This window comes from Amycolatopsis sp. NPDC003865 (genome assembly GCF_053605345.1).
This window is the reverse complement of the sequence record NZ_JBSGJA010000001.1, coordinates 986,084-1,002,322: the sequence shown is the minus strand read 5'-3', so window position 1 is coordinate 1,002,322 and position 16,239 is coordinate 986,084. Positions and strand designations below refer to the sequence as shown.

The 16,239-nt window shown below is 72.3% G+C and carries 18 protein-coding genes; 10 read left to right on the top strand and 8 right to left on the bottom strand.

The window, feature by feature from the left end; all coding sequences use genetic code 11:
• Nucleotides 1-71: 71 nt before the first annotated feature.
• On the top strand, nucleotides 72-1,235 hold the full coding sequence (locus tag ACWEVP_RS04450) for a glycoside hydrolase family 64 protein (protein WP_452061223.1): 1,164 nt from the start codon (nucleotides 72-74) through the stop codon (nucleotides 1,233-1,235).
• Nucleotides 1,236-1,279: 44 nt separating this feature from the next.
• Nucleotides 1,280-1,492 carry a hypothetical protein gene (locus ACWEVP_RS04445; protein ID WP_364461269.1) on the top strand — a complete coding sequence of 71 codons (213 nt, stop codon included), beginning with the start codon at nucleotides 1,280-1,282 and terminating at the stop codon, nucleotides 1,490-1,492.
• A 325-nt stretch (nucleotides 1,493-1,817) separates the two neighbouring features.
• On the opposite strand, the gene ACWEVP_RS04440 is transcribed toward ACWEVP_RS04445, so the two are convergent.
• Nucleotides 1,818-2,240: an ATP-binding protein gene (locus ACWEVP_RS04440; protein ID WP_452061222.1), complete on the bottom strand. Its 423-nt coding sequence runs from the start codon at nucleotides 2,238-2,240 to the stop codon at nucleotides 1,818-1,820.
• 340 nt (nucleotides 2,241-2,580) lie between these two features.
• On the opposite strand from ACWEVP_RS04440, the gene rho reads away from it, so the two are divergent.
• Entirely contained in the window at nucleotides 2,581-3,642 is a 1,062-nt protein-coding gene (gene rho / locus ACWEVP_RS04435; protein WP_452061221.1) for a transcription termination factor Rho, read from the top strand.
• Nucleotides 3,643-3,658: 16 nt separating this feature from the next.
• Here the strand turns inward: rho and ACWEVP_RS04430 are convergent, their stop codons facing one another.
• The 4 genes from ACWEVP_RS04430 to ACWEVP_RS04415 all read right to left on the bottom strand — a co-directional run bounded on the left by ACWEVP_RS04430 (nucleotide 3,659) and on the right by ACWEVP_RS04415 (nucleotide 5,874).
• Nucleotides 3,659-3,937, bottom strand: a complete 279-nt coding sequence (locus ACWEVP_RS04430) for a hypothetical protein (RefSeq protein ID WP_452061220.1) — start codon at nucleotides 3,935-3,937, stop codon at nucleotides 3,659-3,661.
• A 138-nt stretch (nucleotides 3,938-4,075) separates the two neighbouring features.
• Nucleotides 4,076-4,276, bottom strand: coding sequence for a DUF3072 domain-containing protein (locus tag ACWEVP_RS04425; RefSeq protein ID WP_452061219.1), 201 nt, complete (start codon nucleotides 4,274-4,276; stop codon nucleotides 4,076-4,078).
• A 67-nt stretch (nucleotides 4,277-4,343) separates the two neighbouring features.
• Entirely contained in the window at nucleotides 4,344-4,766 is a 423-nt protein-coding gene (locus ACWEVP_RS04420) for a hypothetical protein (RefSeq protein ID WP_452061218.1), read from the bottom strand.
• A gap of 55 nt (nucleotides 4,767-4,821) precedes the next feature.
• Nucleotides 4,822-5,874 carry an NlpC/P60 family protein gene (locus tag ACWEVP_RS04415; protein ID WP_452061217.1) on the bottom strand — a complete coding sequence of 351 codons (1,053 nt, stop codon included), beginning with the start codon at nucleotides 5,872-5,874 and terminating at the stop codon, nucleotides 4,822-4,824.
• Nucleotides 5,875-6,275: 401 nt separating this feature from the next.
• Between ACWEVP_RS04415 and ACWEVP_RS04410 the strand changes: the two genes are divergently transcribed.
• Together ACWEVP_RS04410 and ACWEVP_RS04405 are read left to right on the top strand one after the other, a co-directional pair.
• Nucleotides 6,276-7,106, top strand: coding sequence for a peptidoglycan-binding domain-containing protein (locus ACWEVP_RS04410; protein ID WP_452061216.1), 831 nt, complete (start codon nucleotides 6,276-6,278; stop codon nucleotides 7,104-7,106).
• Between the two features lie 93 nt (nucleotides 7,107-7,199).
• Nucleotides 7,200-8,018: an LLM class flavin-dependent oxidoreductase gene (locus ACWEVP_RS04405; protein WP_452061215.1), complete on the top strand. Its 819-nt coding sequence runs from the start codon at nucleotides 7,200-7,202 to the stop codon at nucleotides 8,016-8,018.
• Here ACWEVP_RS04405 and ACWEVP_RS04400 read toward each other — a convergent pair.
• A complete protein-coding gene (locus tag ACWEVP_RS04400) occupies nucleotides 7,972-8,916 on the bottom strand; it encodes a threonine/serine dehydratase (RefSeq protein WP_452061214.1) in 945 nt (314 codons plus the stop codon). The genes ACWEVP_RS04405 and ACWEVP_RS04400 overlap by 47 nt on opposite strands.
• 84 nt (nucleotides 8,917-9,000) lie before the next feature.
• Between ACWEVP_RS04400 and ACWEVP_RS04395 the strand changes: the two genes are divergently transcribed.
• A complete protein-coding gene (locus tag ACWEVP_RS04395) occupies nucleotides 9,001-9,900 on the top strand; it encodes a LysR substrate-binding domain-containing protein (protein WP_452061213.1) in 900 nt (299 codons plus the stop codon).
• Here the strand turns inward: ACWEVP_RS04395 and ACWEVP_RS04390 are convergent.
• A complete protein-coding gene (locus ACWEVP_RS04390) occupies nucleotides 9,842-10,774 on the bottom strand; it encodes a LysR family transcriptional regulator (protein WP_452061212.1) in 933 nt (310 codons plus the stop codon). The two genes, ACWEVP_RS04395 and ACWEVP_RS04390, sit on opposite strands and share 59 nt — an antisense overlap.
• Nucleotides 10,775-10,848: 74 nt before the next feature.
• Between ACWEVP_RS04390 and ACWEVP_RS04385 the strand changes: the two genes are divergently transcribed.
• Genes ACWEVP_RS04385 through ACWEVP_RS04375 form a run of 3 tightly spaced genes read left to right on the top strand, consistent with a single transcriptional unit; the run spans nucleotide 10,849 to nucleotide 13,266 of the window.
• Nucleotides 10,849-11,754, top strand: a complete 906-nt coding sequence (locus tag ACWEVP_RS04385) for a DMT family transporter (protein ID WP_452061211.1) — start codon at nucleotides 10,849-10,851, stop codon at nucleotides 11,752-11,754.
• 37 nt (nucleotides 11,755-11,791) lie between these two features.
• Nucleotides 11,792-12,688, top strand: coding sequence for an NAD(P)H-binding protein (locus tag ACWEVP_RS04380; protein ID WP_452061210.1), 897 nt, complete (start codon nucleotides 11,792-11,794; stop codon nucleotides 12,686-12,688).
• Nucleotides 12,685-13,266, top strand: coding sequence for a CPBP family glutamic-type intramembrane protease (locus tag ACWEVP_RS04375; RefSeq protein ID WP_452061209.1), 582 nt, complete (start codon nucleotides 12,685-12,687; stop codon nucleotides 13,264-13,266). The genes ACWEVP_RS04380 and ACWEVP_RS04375 overlap by 4 nt, the downstream gene beginning before the upstream one ends.
• On the opposite strand, the gene ACWEVP_RS04370 is transcribed toward ACWEVP_RS04375, so the two are convergent.
• The gene (locus ACWEVP_RS04370; protein ID WP_452061208.1) at nucleotides 13,256-14,302 is read right to left on the bottom strand and encodes a serine hydrolase domain-containing protein; all 1,047 of its coding nucleotides are present in this window, start codon (nucleotides 14,300-14,302) and stop codon (nucleotides 13,256-13,258) included. The genes ACWEVP_RS04375 and ACWEVP_RS04370 overlap by 11 nt on opposite strands.
• A gap of 154 nt (nucleotides 14,303-14,456) precedes the next feature.
• Here ACWEVP_RS04370 and ACWEVP_RS04365 point away from each other — a divergent pair, with 154 nt between their 5' ends.
• Entirely contained in the window at nucleotides 14,457-16,235 is a 1,779-nt protein-coding gene (locus tag ACWEVP_RS04365; RefSeq protein WP_452061207.1) for a glycoside hydrolase family 76 protein, read from the top strand.
• The last annotated feature ends 4 nt before the right edge of the window (nucleotides 16,236-16,239 follow it).

Here is a 16,239-nt window from a genome sequence, read left to right as displayed (position 1 = left end):
ACAACGAATCCTGCGAACCGTCCTCGGACGTCCACTATGGACTCCGCCGTCTCCTCAACGTGGAGGACACCATGATCTCCCGTCGCTCGTTCCTCGGCCTCACGGCCGCGACGCTCGCCACCGCGGTTCCCCTCGCGCGCGCCGCGTCCGCCGCGACGCCGGACACGTTCGGCCTCAAGCTGGTGAACAACTCCGGCTCCGGAACCGTGTACGCCTATGTCACCGGCACCACCCCGGACGGCCGGCTCGTGCTGCTGCGCGCCGACGGAACGCCGTACTACCCGGCGTCGCCCTCGGCGCCGACGACCCCGCTGCCGGAAGACTGCGCCATCCCGATCGCCTCCGGCGCGCAGGTGCCGGTGCCCAAGATGGGCGGTGCGCGCGTCTACGTCGTGACGGACGCGAAGCTGGACTTCTTCCTCGACCCCGGACCCAACCTGGTGCACCCGAGCTTCCTCAACGCCGGCGACCCGAACCACGGGAAGAACTGGTCGTTCAGCGAGTTCACGTTCAACGACACGCAGCTGTTCGCGAACATCAGCTACGTCGACTTCGTGGGTATCCCGATGGGCCTGTCGCTGACCTCCGGGTCCGGCACGTCGACGGTCGACGGCCTGCCGGCGGGCGCGCTCGACCAGATCGCTTCTTCGCTTTCCTCTTTGGGCGGCGAGTGGGCGAACCTGGTGCAGACGGGCGGCGGCGGGAACCTGCGGGTGCTGTCCCCGCACCACCACGCGGCGCAGTTCGGCGGCTACCTCGACGGCTACCTCGACCAGGTGTGGCAGAAGTACGCGGGCACGGACCTGGTCGTCGACTCGCAGAACCCGGGCCTGGGGAAGTTCACCGGCCGCGTTTCGGGCGACCAGCTGGTGTTCGGAACGGAGTCGTTCGCGAAACCGTCGACGGCGGACGTGTGGAGCTGCGACAGCGGCCCGTTCGCGTTGGCGCAGGGCGCGAGCGACGCGCGCAAGGCGATCGTCCCGCGCCTGGCGGCGGCGCTGAACCGCACGACGTTGCTGGACAACCCCAACCAGCCGACGGACGAGGACCCGGCCCGCTTCTACGGCGGCGACGCGACGAACCACTACGCGCGGATCGTCCATTCGAAACTGCCGGACAACCGGGGATACGCGTTCCCGTACGACGACGTGAGCCCGGGCCCGGACTTCAGCGGAGCGGTCTTCGCCGGCGACCCGCAGGTGCTGACGATCACGGTCAACGCGGCGCACACCTAGAGGCAGTGCGAAAACTGTCGGTGGTGACGGCTAGCCTCATGGGCATGAACACGGACGACGCGACGGTCCCGGCGGACCAGCTGACGAAGGGCCAGTGGTTCTGGCACGAGCCGGCGCCGGGCCTGCCCGCGTGGCAGCTGCAGGTGACCTCGGCGGAACTGCTGGGGGATTCCGTCGAGATCTTCACGACGGACGAGGAGAGGGAGCTGGTTTCCTACCCGCGGGGGCGGCTGGTGCGGTTGGCCGATGTCGCTTGAGGGGTTTGTGAAGTAGGACACTCCGGGGCCAGGGTTAAGGGCCAAGGGGTAGGGGCAGGGGTCCGGGCCGGAGCCGGGGCCAAGGAGTAATGGGCCGGGGACCGGGGCTGGGTCGAGTCCGAGCCGGGGAGTCGGGGGAGGGGCCGGGGCCGCGGGCCGCGTCATGCACTCATGCGCGTGCGGCCCGCTCTGCGCCCGCAATCCCTTGCGGGCGCAGAGACTTGCAGCTTCGGTCCTGCTCGCGGCCCGAGCCGCCCTTGTCTTTCCGGCCGTGTCTTTCCGGCCGGCCGGTTGCCGAGCGCCGCCCGGCTCGCGTAGCCGCGTCTCAGGCCGGGCTCTCGTCCCTCAGCGCCGCCGGGCGCCAGGTCATGCGGACCGTTGTCCCGTGCTCGCCCGACTCGATGTCGGACTGGTCCGTCACCTTGTCGATCAGCACCAGACCCCGGCCGCCCGAGGTGCGCAGTCCCGGTTGGCGGGGGCGCGTGGCCGGGATTCCGCAGCCGGTGTCCGTCACCGTCACCGTTACCGCGTCGCCCGTGCGCGCCGCCTCCAAGCGGGCCCAGCCGTTGCCCTTCGGGTAGGCGTGGGCGGCCACGTTCGCCAGCGCTTCGTACGTCGCCAGCGTGATGTCGTGCGTACTGCCCGGGTCGAGGGGCAGCTCGGCCAGCCAGTGGGTCAGCTTGCGGCGCAGGCCCGCCATCTCGTTCGGCAGCGCGGGCGCCAGTTCTTCGAACGTCGAGGTGACCACGGCGCCGGCGCTCGGGCGCGCCGGGGACGTGGTCCCGGTTTGGTCGGCGTCGGCTCCCTCGCCCGTATCGACGCCAGGTTCCGGGATATGTCGATACACGATCCGCTCCCATCGTCAGCCGCGGGTCCCCCGTTCTCGGGCTTCACTTCAGACCTACCCACCGCGACGAGGTCTTACCCGTTGTGCTTTCCGTGACGTCGCGCTAACGTGGAGGTGCTCCTCGCGGATGCCGGCCCCTCGGCCGCCCGGAGGAAGCTCTCGGATCCAGGCTCATCCGCCTCCTTCCGCCTCCCCGGCCCCGCCGTTTCGCGTGGGCCGTTCACCTCATCAGGAGACACCCATGTCCTTTCACGGAATCCTTGACACATCCGGAAAAACTCCGTTCGTCCGCACCGGCTACCGGCCGGCCCCGGACGACGTCGCACTGCCGCTTTCCCTCGTCCGCAAGCACAAACTGCGCCCGGGCGACGAAATCACCGGCACCACCGAGGAAATCCTCAGCGTCAACGGTGCCGATCCGGGCCGGTCTCGGCCGCACTTCGCCGAGCTGGTCCCGGTGCACCCGGACGAGCGCCTGCTGCTCGAAACCACCCCAGCACGCCTGCTGACGCGCGTGGTCGACCTCGTCACACCGCTCGGCAAAGGGCAGCGCGCACTGGTCGTTTCGCCACCCAAAGCCGGGAAGACGACCGTGCTGCGTGACATCGGTCACGGCATCTCGGTCAACCACCCCGACTGCCGGCTGATGGTGCTGCTCGCCGACGAGCGGCCGGAGGAGGTCACCGAGCTGCGCCGGACCGTGCGCGGCGAGGTGATCGCGTCCACTTTCGACCGTCCGCCCGCCGAACACGTCGCGGTGGCGGAACTCGCGGTCGAGCGCGCGAAACGGCTGGTGGAGCTCGGCGAAGACGTCGTGCTGCTGCTCGACTCGCTCACCCGCCTCGGGCGCGCGTACAACCTTTCGGCCCGCCCGTCGGGGCGCACGCTGTCCGGCGGCGTCGACGCGGCCGCGTTGCAGCCGATGAAACGCATCCTCGGCGCGGCCCGCAACCTCGAAGGCGCCGGTTCGCTCACGATCGTCGCGTCGGCGCTGGTGGAAACCGGTTCGCTGGCCGACACGGTGTTCTTCGAAGAGCTGAAGAGCACCGGCAACGCGGAGCTGAAACTCGACCGCAAGGCGGCGGAGCGCCGCACCTTCCCGGCGGTCGACATCCCGGGTTCCGGCACCCGCCGCGAGGAACTGCTGGTCACCCCGGGCGAACTCGCCGCGATGCGCGACGTGCGCCGCGCGCTGCAGGGCCCGCACGCGATCGAGCAGCTGCTCGACCAGCTCCGCAAGACCGGTTCCAACGCCGAGTTCCTCCTGCGCGTGACGGGTGCCGCGTTGCCCGCGGCGGCTTGATCCGCGGCCGGCCGCGTCACCGGGGCGGCTGATACGGAGTGGCACGCGGGTAGGACGGCCGCTCGGGCCCGCGATTCAGCGTGGCGACGAGAAAACCGAGCCCCACAACGACGACCACGAGCGGCGCGGCCCCCGGCGAGACAGCCCACCAGGCCAGCCCGCCGACGCCGACCACCCAGGCCACGACGAACGTGCGCTTCGCGGTCAGCGGATAGGGCTTCCGCAGTTCGCGAAGAGTGGTCGCGCCGAGCACGAGCAGCCCGGCCAAGGCCGCGAGCAGCACGGTCAGGTACACGGCATGCCTCCTTCGGGGTCGGACACCTGAGCAGTGATTACCCGTGGGAGAGGGGGACACGCCGTGGCGAGAGGCACACGATCCGCGGCGAGCGGCTGCCCGCAAACGGAATCGCAGCACCCGGCTCGCCGGGCCCCGTCAGGCGCCCCGGCCGGTGGCGCGCTGCAGCTCGTCGATCCGCGCCGAAGCCTCGGCCTTGGTCAACCCGTCCGGCACCTCCTCGCCGGCCTCCTGCGCCAACGTCTGCAGGTACGACTTCTGCGGCCCGGTCATCGGCTCGTCGCCGGTCGTCCAGTCGCTCGGGTCCTTCTCCGGGTTCGGTTCCACCTGGTCGGTCACGACATCCTCCGATCGAACACCTGTTCGCTTGGCTCCGACTGTAGCGCAGAGACCCGGCGATCGCCGGTCACGAGCCGGCCGGCGGGGCCGACGGCGCGCCCGCCTCGTGGCCCGGCCTGCCGTGCGTCCGGCGGTCGTCCTTCATCTGCTGTTCGTGCAGGTGGCGGCGGCCGTTCGTGAGCGACTCGAGCAGCGATCGCTCGAAGTCGCGGCACGCCTTGTAGTAGCCGTCGTCGTACTCCTCGACGACCTGGAACGTCCACCGATCGGGTAACACGTTGAGCCCGATCAGCTCCTCGTTCAGCCGGCGCGCCCACTCCGCGTGGCCGGCCTTCTCGAGCTTCTCGACCGCTTCGCCGAGCGCCAGGTCCGCGCTTCCGGTCAGCTGGTGGAACGAATAGAGGTGCCCGCGCGCCCGCTCGATCGTCTCGAGCGCTTCGGTGACTTTGCCGACGGCCTCGACCGTCGCGGCGTCGTAGTTGTCGACCATGCGCGGAAGATGCCCCGTTCCGCGATTTCTACACCTCGCGGAACGGGGCACCCGGTTACGCCGTGGGTCGCGTCGCGCCCGCGTACTGGCTCAGCAGCGGCGAGATCTTGACGACGTCGCCGGTGGTCGGGGCGTGCACCATCTTGCCGTCGCCGATGTACATCCCGATGTGGGACACGGGGGAGTAGTACGCGACCAGGTCGCCCGGCTGCAGCTGGTCGCGCGGCACGGGCGTGCCGAAGCCCGCCTGCGCCGACGACGTGCGCGGCAGCGAGATCCCGGCCTGCTTGTACGCCCACTGCATCAGGCCGGAGCAGTCGAACGTGCTCGGCCCGGTGGCGCCGTAGACGTAGGCGCTGCCGAGCTTGCTGAGCGCCGCGTCGACCGCCTTCTGCGCGGCCGGGGTGGCCGCCTTGACGGTCGGCGCCTTGCCGCCGGTGTCCTTCTGGGCGGTCTTGTCCGCGGTGCTGAGCGTCTTGCTCTGCGCCTCGATCTGGTCGATCTGGGCCTGCAGGTTCTTCTTCTTGCCTTCGATGTCCGACGCGAGCTTGGCCGCGGCGTCCCGGGCGTCCTGCGCCCGCTTCGCCGCGTCCGTCGCCGCCTTCTCGGCGGCGGTGGCCTTTTCGGCCGCGCCGCTGAGGTTGTCCATCGCGGCGTTCTTGTCGGTCGCGATGACCTCGAGGGCCGCCGAGCGGTCCAGGAAGTCCTGCGTCGACGTGCCGGCCAGCAGGGCCGACAGCTTGTTCATCTGGACGCCGCTGGTGAACGACGCGCCGGCGAACTTGTCGACCTGCGTCTGGTACTTCTGCTTCGCCTCGATGGCCTGGGCGCCGGCGTCCTTGGCCGCGGTGACGTCGGCGTTGGCCTTGTCGAGCTGGCCTTGCTTGGCGGTCAGGTCGTCCTGCGCCTTGAGCAGGTCCTCGTTGAGCTTTTCGGCCTGCGCCGAGAGGTCGCGGTACTTGGCCAGGGCGTCGGACCCGGTGGGTGGGGCCTGGAGGGCGGGGACGGGGGCGGCGGTGGCCGTCGGCTGGGCCATGGTGACGACAGTGATCACCGACGCCGCGGCGAGGGCACCTGACACCACGCGCTTGACGGGATGCGAACGCATTCTCGCGCGGGTCTCCTTTGCTGATCGGCCGCCGTCGGGCACCGGGGGCGAGTCGGGGGCCTCGCCTCGGCCCGGCGCGCGCTCGACCGCAACAGGAAGAGCCCGCGAAGGGGTCCGGTACCCGTCAGGGGGTATCGGCGGCGATCTCGCGTCGCCGTCTCATCGACGACCGGGGGCCGCGAGATCTCGAACAGGTTACGAAAGGAGCACGGGAACGTCCAGAGCTGGCCCATGACAACTCTGCGTGACCTCAAGAAACACGGCTGGACCAGCGGGAGCCGGATCGGTAGTGGCTGGGATTACACGTCGTGACACCGGGCCGAATGCCGCTTTTGTACGTCCCTTGTACCGCCGGGCGTGATCCTCGTGGCCGTAGTGATTCCGACCAGTGGAGGACAGGGATGTTCACGAAGGCCGCCGTCCTGACGGCACTCACCGCCGCGGCGTTCGCCGTGGCCGCCCCGGCGCAGGCCGCGCCGGCGGCCACGACGGCGCTGCCCACGGCGAACATGGAGGCCGTGCTGAAGGCGGCCCAGATCGACCCGCGCCGCGCCGACGACACCCAGACGCCGGGCGCGCACGACAGCGTCCTGCTCGTCGAACAGGCGCTGCAGGCGAAGGGCCTGCTGGCGAGCACCTACGTCGACGGCTACTTCGGCACCACGACGATCACCGCGTACTCGCAGTACCAGAAGTCGCTGGGCTACACCGGCATCGACGCGTCCGGGCTGCCGGGCAAGACGTCCCTGGAGAAGCTGGGCGAGGGCCGGTACACGGTGACGAACCCGGTTTCGGCGGGCAGCCACGTGACCTACCACGGCGTCACGCTGAACACGCGCACGAAGGCGATGCTCGTGGCCGCCGAAGGGATCTTCGGCTCGTCCGTGAGCCTGACCCAGGGTTCGTACAACCCCGGCGGCGTCGACGCTTCGGCCGGTACGCACGACGGCGGCGGCGCGATGGACATCTCGGTGTCCAGCCTGTCGTCGACGAGCCGGACGAACCTGCTGAAGGCGTTGCGGAAGGTCGGGTTCGCGGCTTGGCTGCGCACCCCGGACCAGGGCTTCGCCTACCACATCCACGCGATGGCCATCTCCGACCCGGACCTTTCGTCGGGGGCCCAGCACCAGACCGGTGACTACTACCTGGGCATGAACGGCCTCGCCGGCCGCGGCGCGGACGACGGCCCCGCGGTCACCAAGGTGACCTGGGAGGAGTACCAGCGCGGCTGACCGGCGCTCCCCGTCCGGGGCGTCTCGCGGTGGCACCGCGAGACGCCCTGGTGGTTTGATCGAAATCACCAAACCAACCTGGGGAGTGCTGCGATGGGGAAGAAGGCGTTCCGGTTCGGCGTGGTCGCGGGCGCGGCCGAGGGTGGCGCGAAGTGGCTGCAGACGGCGCGACGGGCCGAAGAGCTCGGCTACTCCACCCTCCTCTGCCCCGACAACCTCAACCTCCCCACGCCGACCGCCGCGCTCGCGGCCGCCGCCGCCGTCACCACCGATCTCCGGGTCGGCTCCTTCGTCCTCGCCAGTCCGCTGCGGACCGCACGGGCCGCCGCCTGGGAGTCGCACAGCCTGACCGTCGTCACCGGCGGGCGGTTCGAACTCGGGCTCGGCACCGGGCTGCCCACCATGCGGCAGCAGGCCGGGGAGCTCGGCCTGCCCTACGGCTCGGGCCAGGACCGGCTCGACTCGATCTCCGAGACCGTCGACCACGTCCGGCGGCTCGACGGCGACACGCACACGCCGGTCATGATCGCCGCTGGCGGTCCCAAGGCGCGGCGGCTCGCGGGGGCGAAGGCCGACATCGTCACCCTCGCCGGGGGCGTGCTGACCACCCGCGAAGAGATGGCCGGCCACGTCGAGGAGATCCGGGCCGCCGCGGGGGAGCGGGACATCGAGCTCGCGCTCAACATCTTCGTCGTCGGGGAGCAGGTGCCGCCGTGGATCCGGGGCTTCATCGGCGTCGACGCCGAGACGCTCGTCGAACACGATTCGCTCGCCATGATCCGCGGCAGCGTCGACGACATGGCCGCCGAGCTCGAACGGCGGCGCGCCGAACTCGGCGTCTCCTACGTCAGCGTCAACGGCGCCTTCATCGAGGAGTTCGCGCCGCTGGTGGCGCGGCTGTCGGGGAAGTGAGCGTCGCCGGGTCGGTGTTCGCGCCGCACAGCAGCACCGCGACGCGTTCCCCGGCCGACGGGCGGTAGGCGCCGCTCAGCAGCGCCGCGAACGCCGTCGCGCCGCCGGCCTCGACGGCCAGGCGGTAGCGGTCCCACAACGCCGCCCGGGCTTCGAGGATCGCCGAGTCGTCCACCAGCACGGAGCCCGCGTCCGTGCGGGTGGCGACCGTGAACGCGATGTCGCCGAGCCGGGACGCGCCCAGGGAGTCCGCGGCGACGCCGGACACCTCGACTCCGACCGGCTCGCCCGCCGCCAGGGCCGCGTGCAGCGTCGGGGCCGTGCGCGGTTCGACGCCGACCACCCGGGCCCGGCCTTCGACCGCGGCCGCGATGCCGGCCAGCAGCCCGCCGCCGCCCACCGCGACCAGGATCGTGTCGACGCCGCCCGTCTGCTCCAGCAGCTCCAGACCCACCGTGCCCTGGCCGGCGCAGATCTCCGGCTGGTCGTAGGCGTGGCAGAAGAGCGCGCCGCGGTCCGCCGCATCCTTCACCGCCGCGTCGTAGGCGTCGGCGTACCTGTCGCCGATTAGCTCGACCGCCGCGCCCAGCTGCCGCAGCTTCGCCACCTTCACCGCCGGCGCGTTGACCGGCACGTACACCCGCGCGGCCACGCCGAACTCGCGGGCCGCGTGGGCGACGGCGAGCCCGGCGTTCCCGCCCGACGCGGCGACGACACCGGCCGCCGAAAGCGGACCGGCGGCGATGATCCGGTTGAACGCGCCCCGGGCCTTGAACGACCCGGTGTGCTGCAGCTGCTCGAGCTTGAACCACAGGTCGTCGCAGGCGAACACCGGCGTCCGGCGGACCCGGCCCTCGATCCGCGCGGCGGCCTGCTCGACATCCGAAGTACTGATCACGGGCCCAGCATGCGCGCAAAACCGCCGTAAGCACCAGCGAGGTCTTCTAGGCTGGCCTCAGCAACACTTACGGCCGGAGGTCCCGTGCTCGACGCTCGCCGCCTCGCCCTGCTCGCCGAGGTGGCCCACGCGGGCTCGATCGCCGCGGCGGCGCAGAAACTCGCTTTCACGCCGTCCGCCGTCTCCCAGCAGCTGGCGAAGCTCGAACGGGACGTCGGCGCGTCCGTGCTGCACCGCCACGCGCGCGGTGTCACGCTCACGCCGGTGGGGGAAGCGCTGCTGGTCCACGCCGAGACGATCGCCGGGGAACTGCGCGAGGCGGAAGCCGTGCTCCGCGCGGAGCCGGCGCGGCTCGCCGTCGGCACGTTCGCCAGCGCGGGCACGGCGCTCGTCCCCGCGGCGCTCGCGGCGTTCCGCCGGGCACACCCGGCCGTCGCGCTGCGGCTGCTGGACCTCGAACCGCCCGACGGCTACGACCTGGTCCGCTCGCGCGAACTGGACCTGCTGATCACCCACCGCTACCCGGGCGCGCCGCTGCCCGGCGCGCGCGGGCTGACCCGGTCGCTGCTGCGGGCGGAACGGTTCCGGCTGATCCTGCCCCCGGACCACCCGAAGGCCCGGGTCCGCCGGCTCACGCTGGCGGCGCTGGCCGGGGAGGACTGGATCTCGGGCAGCCCCGGCGTGCCCAACCGCGCGTGCCTCGACCAGCTCGCCGACGCGGCAGGCGTCACGCTCGGCGTGACCTACGAAACCCGGGACTACCAGGTGATCCTGGCGCTGGTCGAGGCCGGCCTGGGGGTCGCGTTCGTGCCGGAGAGCGTGCTCGAGCGGGCGGGGACGGCACGGCTCGAGGTCCGCGAGGTGGCCGACGCGCGGCCGGCGCGGGACATCTTCCTGGTGCACCACCGGCGGCCGGGCGAGCTGGTCACGGAGATGGTGGACCGGCTCGCCCCGCGCTCTCGAACCGCGCGGAGGCCGCTTTGAGGGCGTCCAGGCACGCGCGCACCGCCCCACGGTCCTCTTCCCCCGCCCGGCAGATCGCGTGGATCGTGCGGGTCAGCGCCGGCCGGGTCGTCAGGATGCGGACCCCCTCGGGCAGCCGCTCCCGGGCCAGCCGCGGGACCAGCGCCGCGCCGACGTTGCCCGCCACCAGTGCCAGCTGAGTCGGGTAGCCACCGACCGTGCAGCTGATCCGCGGCTCCAGCCGCTGCTTGCGCAGCACCTGCACCAGCCACTCGTAGCAGCCGGACCCCAGGCTCCAGCCGATCCACGGCAGGTCGTCCACTTCGGACAGATCGACCGCCTTGCGGTGCGCCAGCCGGTGGCCGGCGGGCAGGGCGAGGTCCGCGACGTCGGAGAACAGCGCGATCCGCGTCGTCGACGGCGGGAGCACCGTCGGGCGGTCCGCCCAGCTCTCCAGCACCGCGACGTCGAGGTCGCCGGCCAGCACGCGGGGCATCGTCTGCTCCGCTTCGCCTTCGTGCAGCGTTACCGCCAGCCGCGGGTGCTGCGCGGCGAGCGTCGCCAGCGCGGGCGGGAGCAGCGCGTGCACCGTCGTGGGGATCGCGCCGATCCGCAGCGGCCCGATGACGTCCTCGCGCAGCAGCTCCAGGTCCGACTTCGCCGCGGCGACCTGGGCCAGGATCCGCTCGGCGTGCGCGGCCAGCACCTGACCCGCCTTCGTCAGCCGGACCCCGCGGCCGCGGGGCTCCAGCAGCGGCTGCCCCGCTTCCCGTTCCAGCTTCGCCAGCTGCTGCGACACCCCCGACGGCGTGACGTGCAGGGACGTGGCCGCCGCGGCGACCGAGCCCTGCGTGGCGACGGCGTGCAGCGCGCGCATCCGCTCGAGTCCGAACACGGTAGCGATCCTACCGAATTTCGCGCACAAACATTCGCTTGTCCTTGACATTTGTAACCCGCACGCTGGACCCCGTGACCACGACCGCACCCCGCCCGATCACCCCGACGCCGTTCACCGAGCGCGTCGACCCGCGCCTGCTCGCCGCGCTCGGCGGCTTCTGCATCTCGCTGTCGTCGGTCTTCATCAAGGTCTCGCACGCCAGCGGCAGCACCAGCGCGTTCTGGCGCTGCCTGCTGGCCCTGCCGGTGCTGCTCGTGCTCGCCGCGCGGGAACGGCGGAAGTCCGGCAGCGCGCCCCGCGCGCTCCTCCCGCTGCTGGCCGGCGTCGGGCTCGGCCTGGACTTCGTGCTGTGGGGCGAGGCGATCCCGCGGGTCGGCGCCGGCATCGCGACGGTGCTGCTCGCCGTCCAGGTGGTCATCGTGCCGCTGCTGGCGTTCGCGTTCCTGCGGGAACGGCCGGCCAAGCGGTTCCTCTTCGCCGTGCCCGTGCTGCTCGGCGGTGTGGTGCTGGCCGGCGGGTTCGCCGGGAGCGGCTCGTTCGGCCCGGACCCGGTCACCGGCGCGGTGTTCGCGATGCTCGCCGGCGCCGGGTACGCGGTCTACCTCTTCCTGATCCGGCTCAGCGGCGGCCGGGGCGCGCAAGCGCAGTCCCTGGTGCTGGCGACGCTCTCGGCCGGGGTGGTCGCCGCTGTGCTCGGCCTTCCGACCGGCACGCTCGACCCGAGCCCGAGCGCGGAGACGTTCGGCTGGCTGGTCGCGCTCGCCGTCGTCGGCCAGCTGATCGGGTGGATCCTGATCTCCGCCGCGCTGCCCCGGATGCCGGCCACCACCGGCGCGACGCTGATGCTGCTGCAGCCGGTCGGCGCGGTCCTGCTGGGCATCGGCCTGCTGGGGGAGACCCCGAGCGTGCTGCAGCTGACCGGCTGCGCGGGCGTGGTCGCCGCCGTCTGCTTCGCCGGGCGGGGCCGCCGCGGATGATCTGCGGGCGGCGTCCGTCCCGGCTACCGTCGCCGGTATGCGTGTGCTGGTGGCCGGGGCTTCGGGGTTCGTCGGCAGCAGGTTGTGCCCGGCGCTGGAAGACGCGGGCCACGACGTCCTCGCGATGACCCGCCACCCCGCGAAGTACCGCGGCGCCGGGACGCCCGTGCGCGGCGACGTCGCCGACGTCGGATCGCTGCGGGACGCGCTCAAGGGTGCCGAAGCCGCCTACTACCTCGTGCATTCGCTCGACAGCACGGACTTCAAGCGCCGCGACGCCGACGCGGCCCGCGCGTTCGCCCGGGCGGCGTCGGACGCGGGGGTGCGCCGGATCGTCTACCTCGGCGGCCTCGGCGACGACGAGGATGTCCTGTCCGAGCACCTGGCCAGCCGCCGCGAGGTCGAGCGGCTTTTGGGGGAGACCGGCGTGCCGGTGACCGTGCTGCGCGCCGGGATCGTCATCGGGCACGGCGGGACGTCGTGGGAGCTGACCCGCCAGCTGGTCGAGCACCTGCCCGCGATGGTCACGCCCCGCTGGGTGAGCACGCGCACCCAGCCGATCGCGATCGCCGACGTCGTCCGCTACCTGGCCGGCGTGCTCGACCACCCGGAGGCCGAGGGCCGGACGTTCGAGATCGGCGGTCCCGAGGTGCTGGCCTACCGGGACATGCTGCAGCGGGTCGCGGCGATCGAGGGGCGGCCGCTGGTGATCGTGCCGGTGCCGCTGCTCTCACCCCGGCTGTCCTCGTACTGGCTTTCCCTGGTCACCGACATCGACGTCACCACCGGCCGGGCGCTGATCGACTCGATGACGAACGAGGTCGTCGTCCGCGACGACGCCATCCGCCGGATCGTCGAGTTCGAGCCGATGGGCTACGACGAAGCCGTGCTGCAGGCGCTCGGCGAGCGGGCGAAGAGCCGGCGGCCCGCGTGAAGAAAGCCCGTCTCGCCGGAGTACTGGCCACCGGATCCGGGTTGCTGGGCGCGTCGCTGGCCAGCAACCCGGGTTCGCGGCGCTTCCACGTCCTCACCGCGTCGGTCGCGGCGACCTGGTTCGCCGGCTCCGGGCGGGTGCCGCGGGGCCGCCGGGACGTCGTCCAGCCGGTACTGGCGGGCGCGGGCGCGTTCGGCGTGTTCTACGGCTGTGCCCTGGTGGCCCGCCACATCCCGCCGCTGCGCCGCGCCATCGCCGGCGTCCTCGACCACGCCCACCGCGGTTCGACGCCGTCGGTGGTGACGACCGCGCTCGTCACCGGAGCGGCGGAGGAAGTCTTCTTCCGCGGCGCGCTCCACGACGCGTTCGGGCCAGGCAAGGCGACGGCGCTGTACGTCCTCTCGACGACGGCGACGCGCAATCCCGCGCTCGTACTGGCTTCGGCGGTGATGGGGACGCTGTTCACCGTGCAGCGCCGCCGGGCGGGCGGGGTGCAGGCGCCGCTGCTGACGCACGTCGTGTGGTCGGCGCTGATGCTCGCCTTCCTGCCGCGCCTGTTTCCCCCGCCTACCCCGTGATCCCGTCGTAGGCGGCCATGACCGCGCCGAGGCCGCGGTCGTACCCGCCGTCCCAGAGGACCTGGTTCATCACGTACGCCACCACCATGCGGTTCTCCGCGTCGACGAGGACCACCGAGCCGCCCCAGCCGCCCCACGAGCACGTTCGGCCCTCCAGCCGGTAGCCCAGGCCGTAGCGCATCGGCGCGCCGAGGACGCGGTCTTCGCCGTGGAACTGCTCCTCGAAGACCCGCTCGGCGCCGGCCGCCGACAGGAGACCACCGCCCGCGAGCACCGATTGCACCGCGGCGACCGACCGCGCGTTGCCGTACCCGTTGACGGCGGGCAGTTCCGCGCGCCGCCAGGCTTCGGAGTAGGAGTCCGAGACACCGACCAGGAAGCCCGGCGGCTTGTCGCCCCGGGGGTCGGGGATCAGCGGCGCCACGCGGTGGTCGTGCTCGGCGGCGAGCCCGATGTGGAAGTCGGCGCCCAGCGGGCCGGCCACCTCCTCGGCGAAGAACGTGCCGAGGCTGCGCCCGGTCACGCGGCGGACGACTTCGCCGACCAGGAACCCGAAGGTGACCGAGTGGTATCCGCCCGCGGTGCCGGGCTCCCACGCCGGGGCCTGCGCGGCCAGCCGGGCGGTCACGGCCGGCCAGTCGAAGAGGTCTTCGACGGCGATCGGGCCGTCGAAGTCCGGCAGGCCGGCGGTGTGCCCGAGCAGGTGCCGGACGAGGGTCTTTTCCTTGCCCGCCGCGGCGAATTCGGGCCAGTACGCGGCGACCGGCGCGTCGAGGTCGAGCTCGCCGCGGTCGGCGAGGACCAGCGCGCACACGGCGGTCATCGTCTTGGTGGTGGACCAGACGGTGGTGATGGTGTCGCGGTCCCACGCCGTCGTCCGGGCGGGGTCGACGTACCCGCCCCACAGGTCGACGACCGGCTCGCCGTCCACGAAGACGGCGACGGAAGCACCCACGTCGTCGGTGTCGAGTGACGCCGCCAGGACGTCACGTACCTTGCTGAACCGTTCTTCGCACGTACCGGAGATGTCGGCCACGGCGGCCAGCAAACTCCGTCCGGGGCGGGCGCACCACTCATTTTCCGGTGGCGAACCATTGTCCGGAACGAGCCAGAACCGGGCGGAAACCTTCACCGACCGCGGCCCGGCTTCCTATGCTGGAGCGAACCCCGGTGCGTGGAGAGGGATGTCGATGCGGACATTGCTCGTGCTGCTGCTCGTGTTCGGTTCCCTGACCCCGATCCCCGCCGAAGCGGCCACGGCGGTGTGCGTGACGTCGTGCGACCAGCTCGACCCGTCGCGGGCCGCGCGGGAGAGCTTTCCCCTGCCCGACAAGGTGATCAACGGGCGAGTGCTGCGCCTGCACGCCTCCGACCCCGACGGCATGGCGTGGGCGAGCATCGACAACGGCGTCGCCGGCGACGCCGTCTGGCTCGACCGTTCCTGGGATGCCGGCGCGAGCTGGGAAGGCTTGCTGGGCAAGGCGAGCATCCCCGGCTCGTGGACCGGCACGCGCACGCTGATGTACAACCTCACCGATCCGGCGCACCACCGCCGCGGCTGGGTGCGGGCGTGCGGGGACGCCCAAGGCGTCGGCTGCACGGCGTGGATCTACCCGGACGTCTGCGACGCGGCGTGCGACCGCACGCCACCCGGCACCGGGGACAGCCAGCCGGTCGCGCCGACGACGCTCTTCGGCCGCACCATCCGGCTCCACTTCGACGGCCGCGGCCTGGCGTGGGCCGGGATCGAAGCCGGCGGCGCCGGCGACGAGATCTGGCTCGACCGCTCGTGGGACGCCGGGACGAGCTGGCCGGACGGTTCCTCGCTGGGCCGCACGAGTGTCGCCGCGGGCGCGACTTCCACGCGCACCACGGCGTTCGCGACGCGCGACCCCCGCGGCCGGCTCTACGGCGGCGCCGTGCGCGCGTGCGGCCGCGAAGCCACGCACGCGCAGGGAAGCTGCACCGCCTGGGCGCGGCCGGCCACCACTCGCGCGGCCGGCGTGCTGGACGCCCTGATGTGGTCTTACGATCCGTACACCGCGTGGTGGCCGTCGAGCTGGTGGAACTCGGCGGTCGCGGTGACGGCGGTGGCCGACGCGGGCGGGTTCGACGCCGCGCTGGCCCGCACCTTCGACGTCAACCGCGCCGCTTTTCCCGCCGGGGCAAGGAGTTCCGACGCGATCGAGGGCGACTTCGTCAGCCGCGCCATCGACGACAGCGCGTGGTGGGGCCTGGCCTGGATCGCCGTCTACGACCGCACGCACGACCCGCGTTACCTCACCGAGGCGACGACGATCGCGAACTACGTCCACGGGTTCTGGGACACGGGCAGCTGCGGCGGCGGGGTGTGGTGGAACCGGGAGCGGACGTACAAGAACGCCGTCACGGCGGGGTTGTACCTGCGGCTGACCGCGTCGCTGCACAACCGGCTCGCCGGCGACACGGTGTGGGGCCAGCGGGCCCGCACGGCGGGCGACTGGTACCTGAACAGCGGGCTGATCAACTCCGCGGGCCTGGTGAACGACGGCCTGACGTCGTCGTGCGCGAACAACGGCCAGACCGTGTGGACCTACAACCAGGGCCTCGGCATCGGCGGGCTGCTGGAGCTGTGGCGGGCCACCGGCGTCCAGTCCTATTTGGACGCTGCCGAGCGGCTCGCGGACGCGGCGATGACGCGGCTGACGTCGAACGGCGTGCTCGTCGAGTCCTGCGACACCGGCACGGCTTCCTGCGACGACAACCAGAAGCAGTTCAAGGGCATCTTCCTGCGCTACTTCGGCGACCTCGCGACGGCGACGGGCTCGGCGGCCTACTCCGCGTTCGCCCGGAAGCAGGCGGACGCGCTGTGGGCGAACGACCGGGACGCGCTCAACCGGATCGGCCAGCGCTGGACCGGGACGACGCCGAACGTGACCGACTGGCGCACCCAGGCCTCGGGGCTCGAAGCGATCCTGGCGGCCGGGTAGCTCC

What these genes read in the sequence shown, in the direction of transcription:
- ACWEVP_RS04450 (WP_452061223.1), top strand. Translation starts at nt 72, where the DNA reads ATGATCTCCCGTCGCTCGTTCCTCGGCCTCACGGCCGCGACGCTCGCC.
- ACWEVP_RS04420 (WP_452061218.1), bottom strand. Translation starts at nt 4,766, where the DNA reads ATGGTCGACAACTACGACGCCGCGACGGTCGAGGCCGTCGGCAAAGTC.
- ACWEVP_RS04380 (WP_452061210.1), top strand. Translation starts at nt 11,792, where the DNA reads ATGCGTGTGCTGGTGGCCGGGGCTTCGGGGTTCGTCGGCAGCAGGTTG.
- ACWEVP_RS04445 (WP_364461269.1), top strand. Translation starts at nt 1,280, where the DNA reads ATGAACACGGACGACGCGACGGTCCCGGCGGACCAGCTGACGAAGGGC.
- ACWEVP_RS04415 (WP_452061217.1), bottom strand. Translation starts at nt 5,874, where the DNA reads ATGCGTTCGCATCCCGTCAAGCGCGTGGTGTCAGGTGCCCTCGCCGCG.
- ACWEVP_RS04365 (WP_452061207.1), top strand. Translation starts at nt 14,457, where the DNA reads ATGCGGACATTGCTCGTGCTGCTGCTCGTGTTCGGTTCCCTGACCCCG.
- rho (WP_452061221.1), top strand. Translation starts at nt 2,581, where the DNA reads ATGTCCTTTCACGGAATCCTTGACACATCCGGAAAAACTCCGTTCGTC.
- ACWEVP_RS04405 (WP_452061215.1), top strand. Translation starts at nt 7,200, where the DNA reads ATGGGGAAGAAGGCGTTCCGGTTCGGCGTGGTCGCGGGCGCGGCCGAG.
- ACWEVP_RS04410 (WP_452061216.1), top strand. Translation starts at nt 6,276, where the DNA reads ATGTTCACGAAGGCCGCCGTCCTGACGGCACTCACCGCCGCGGCGTTC.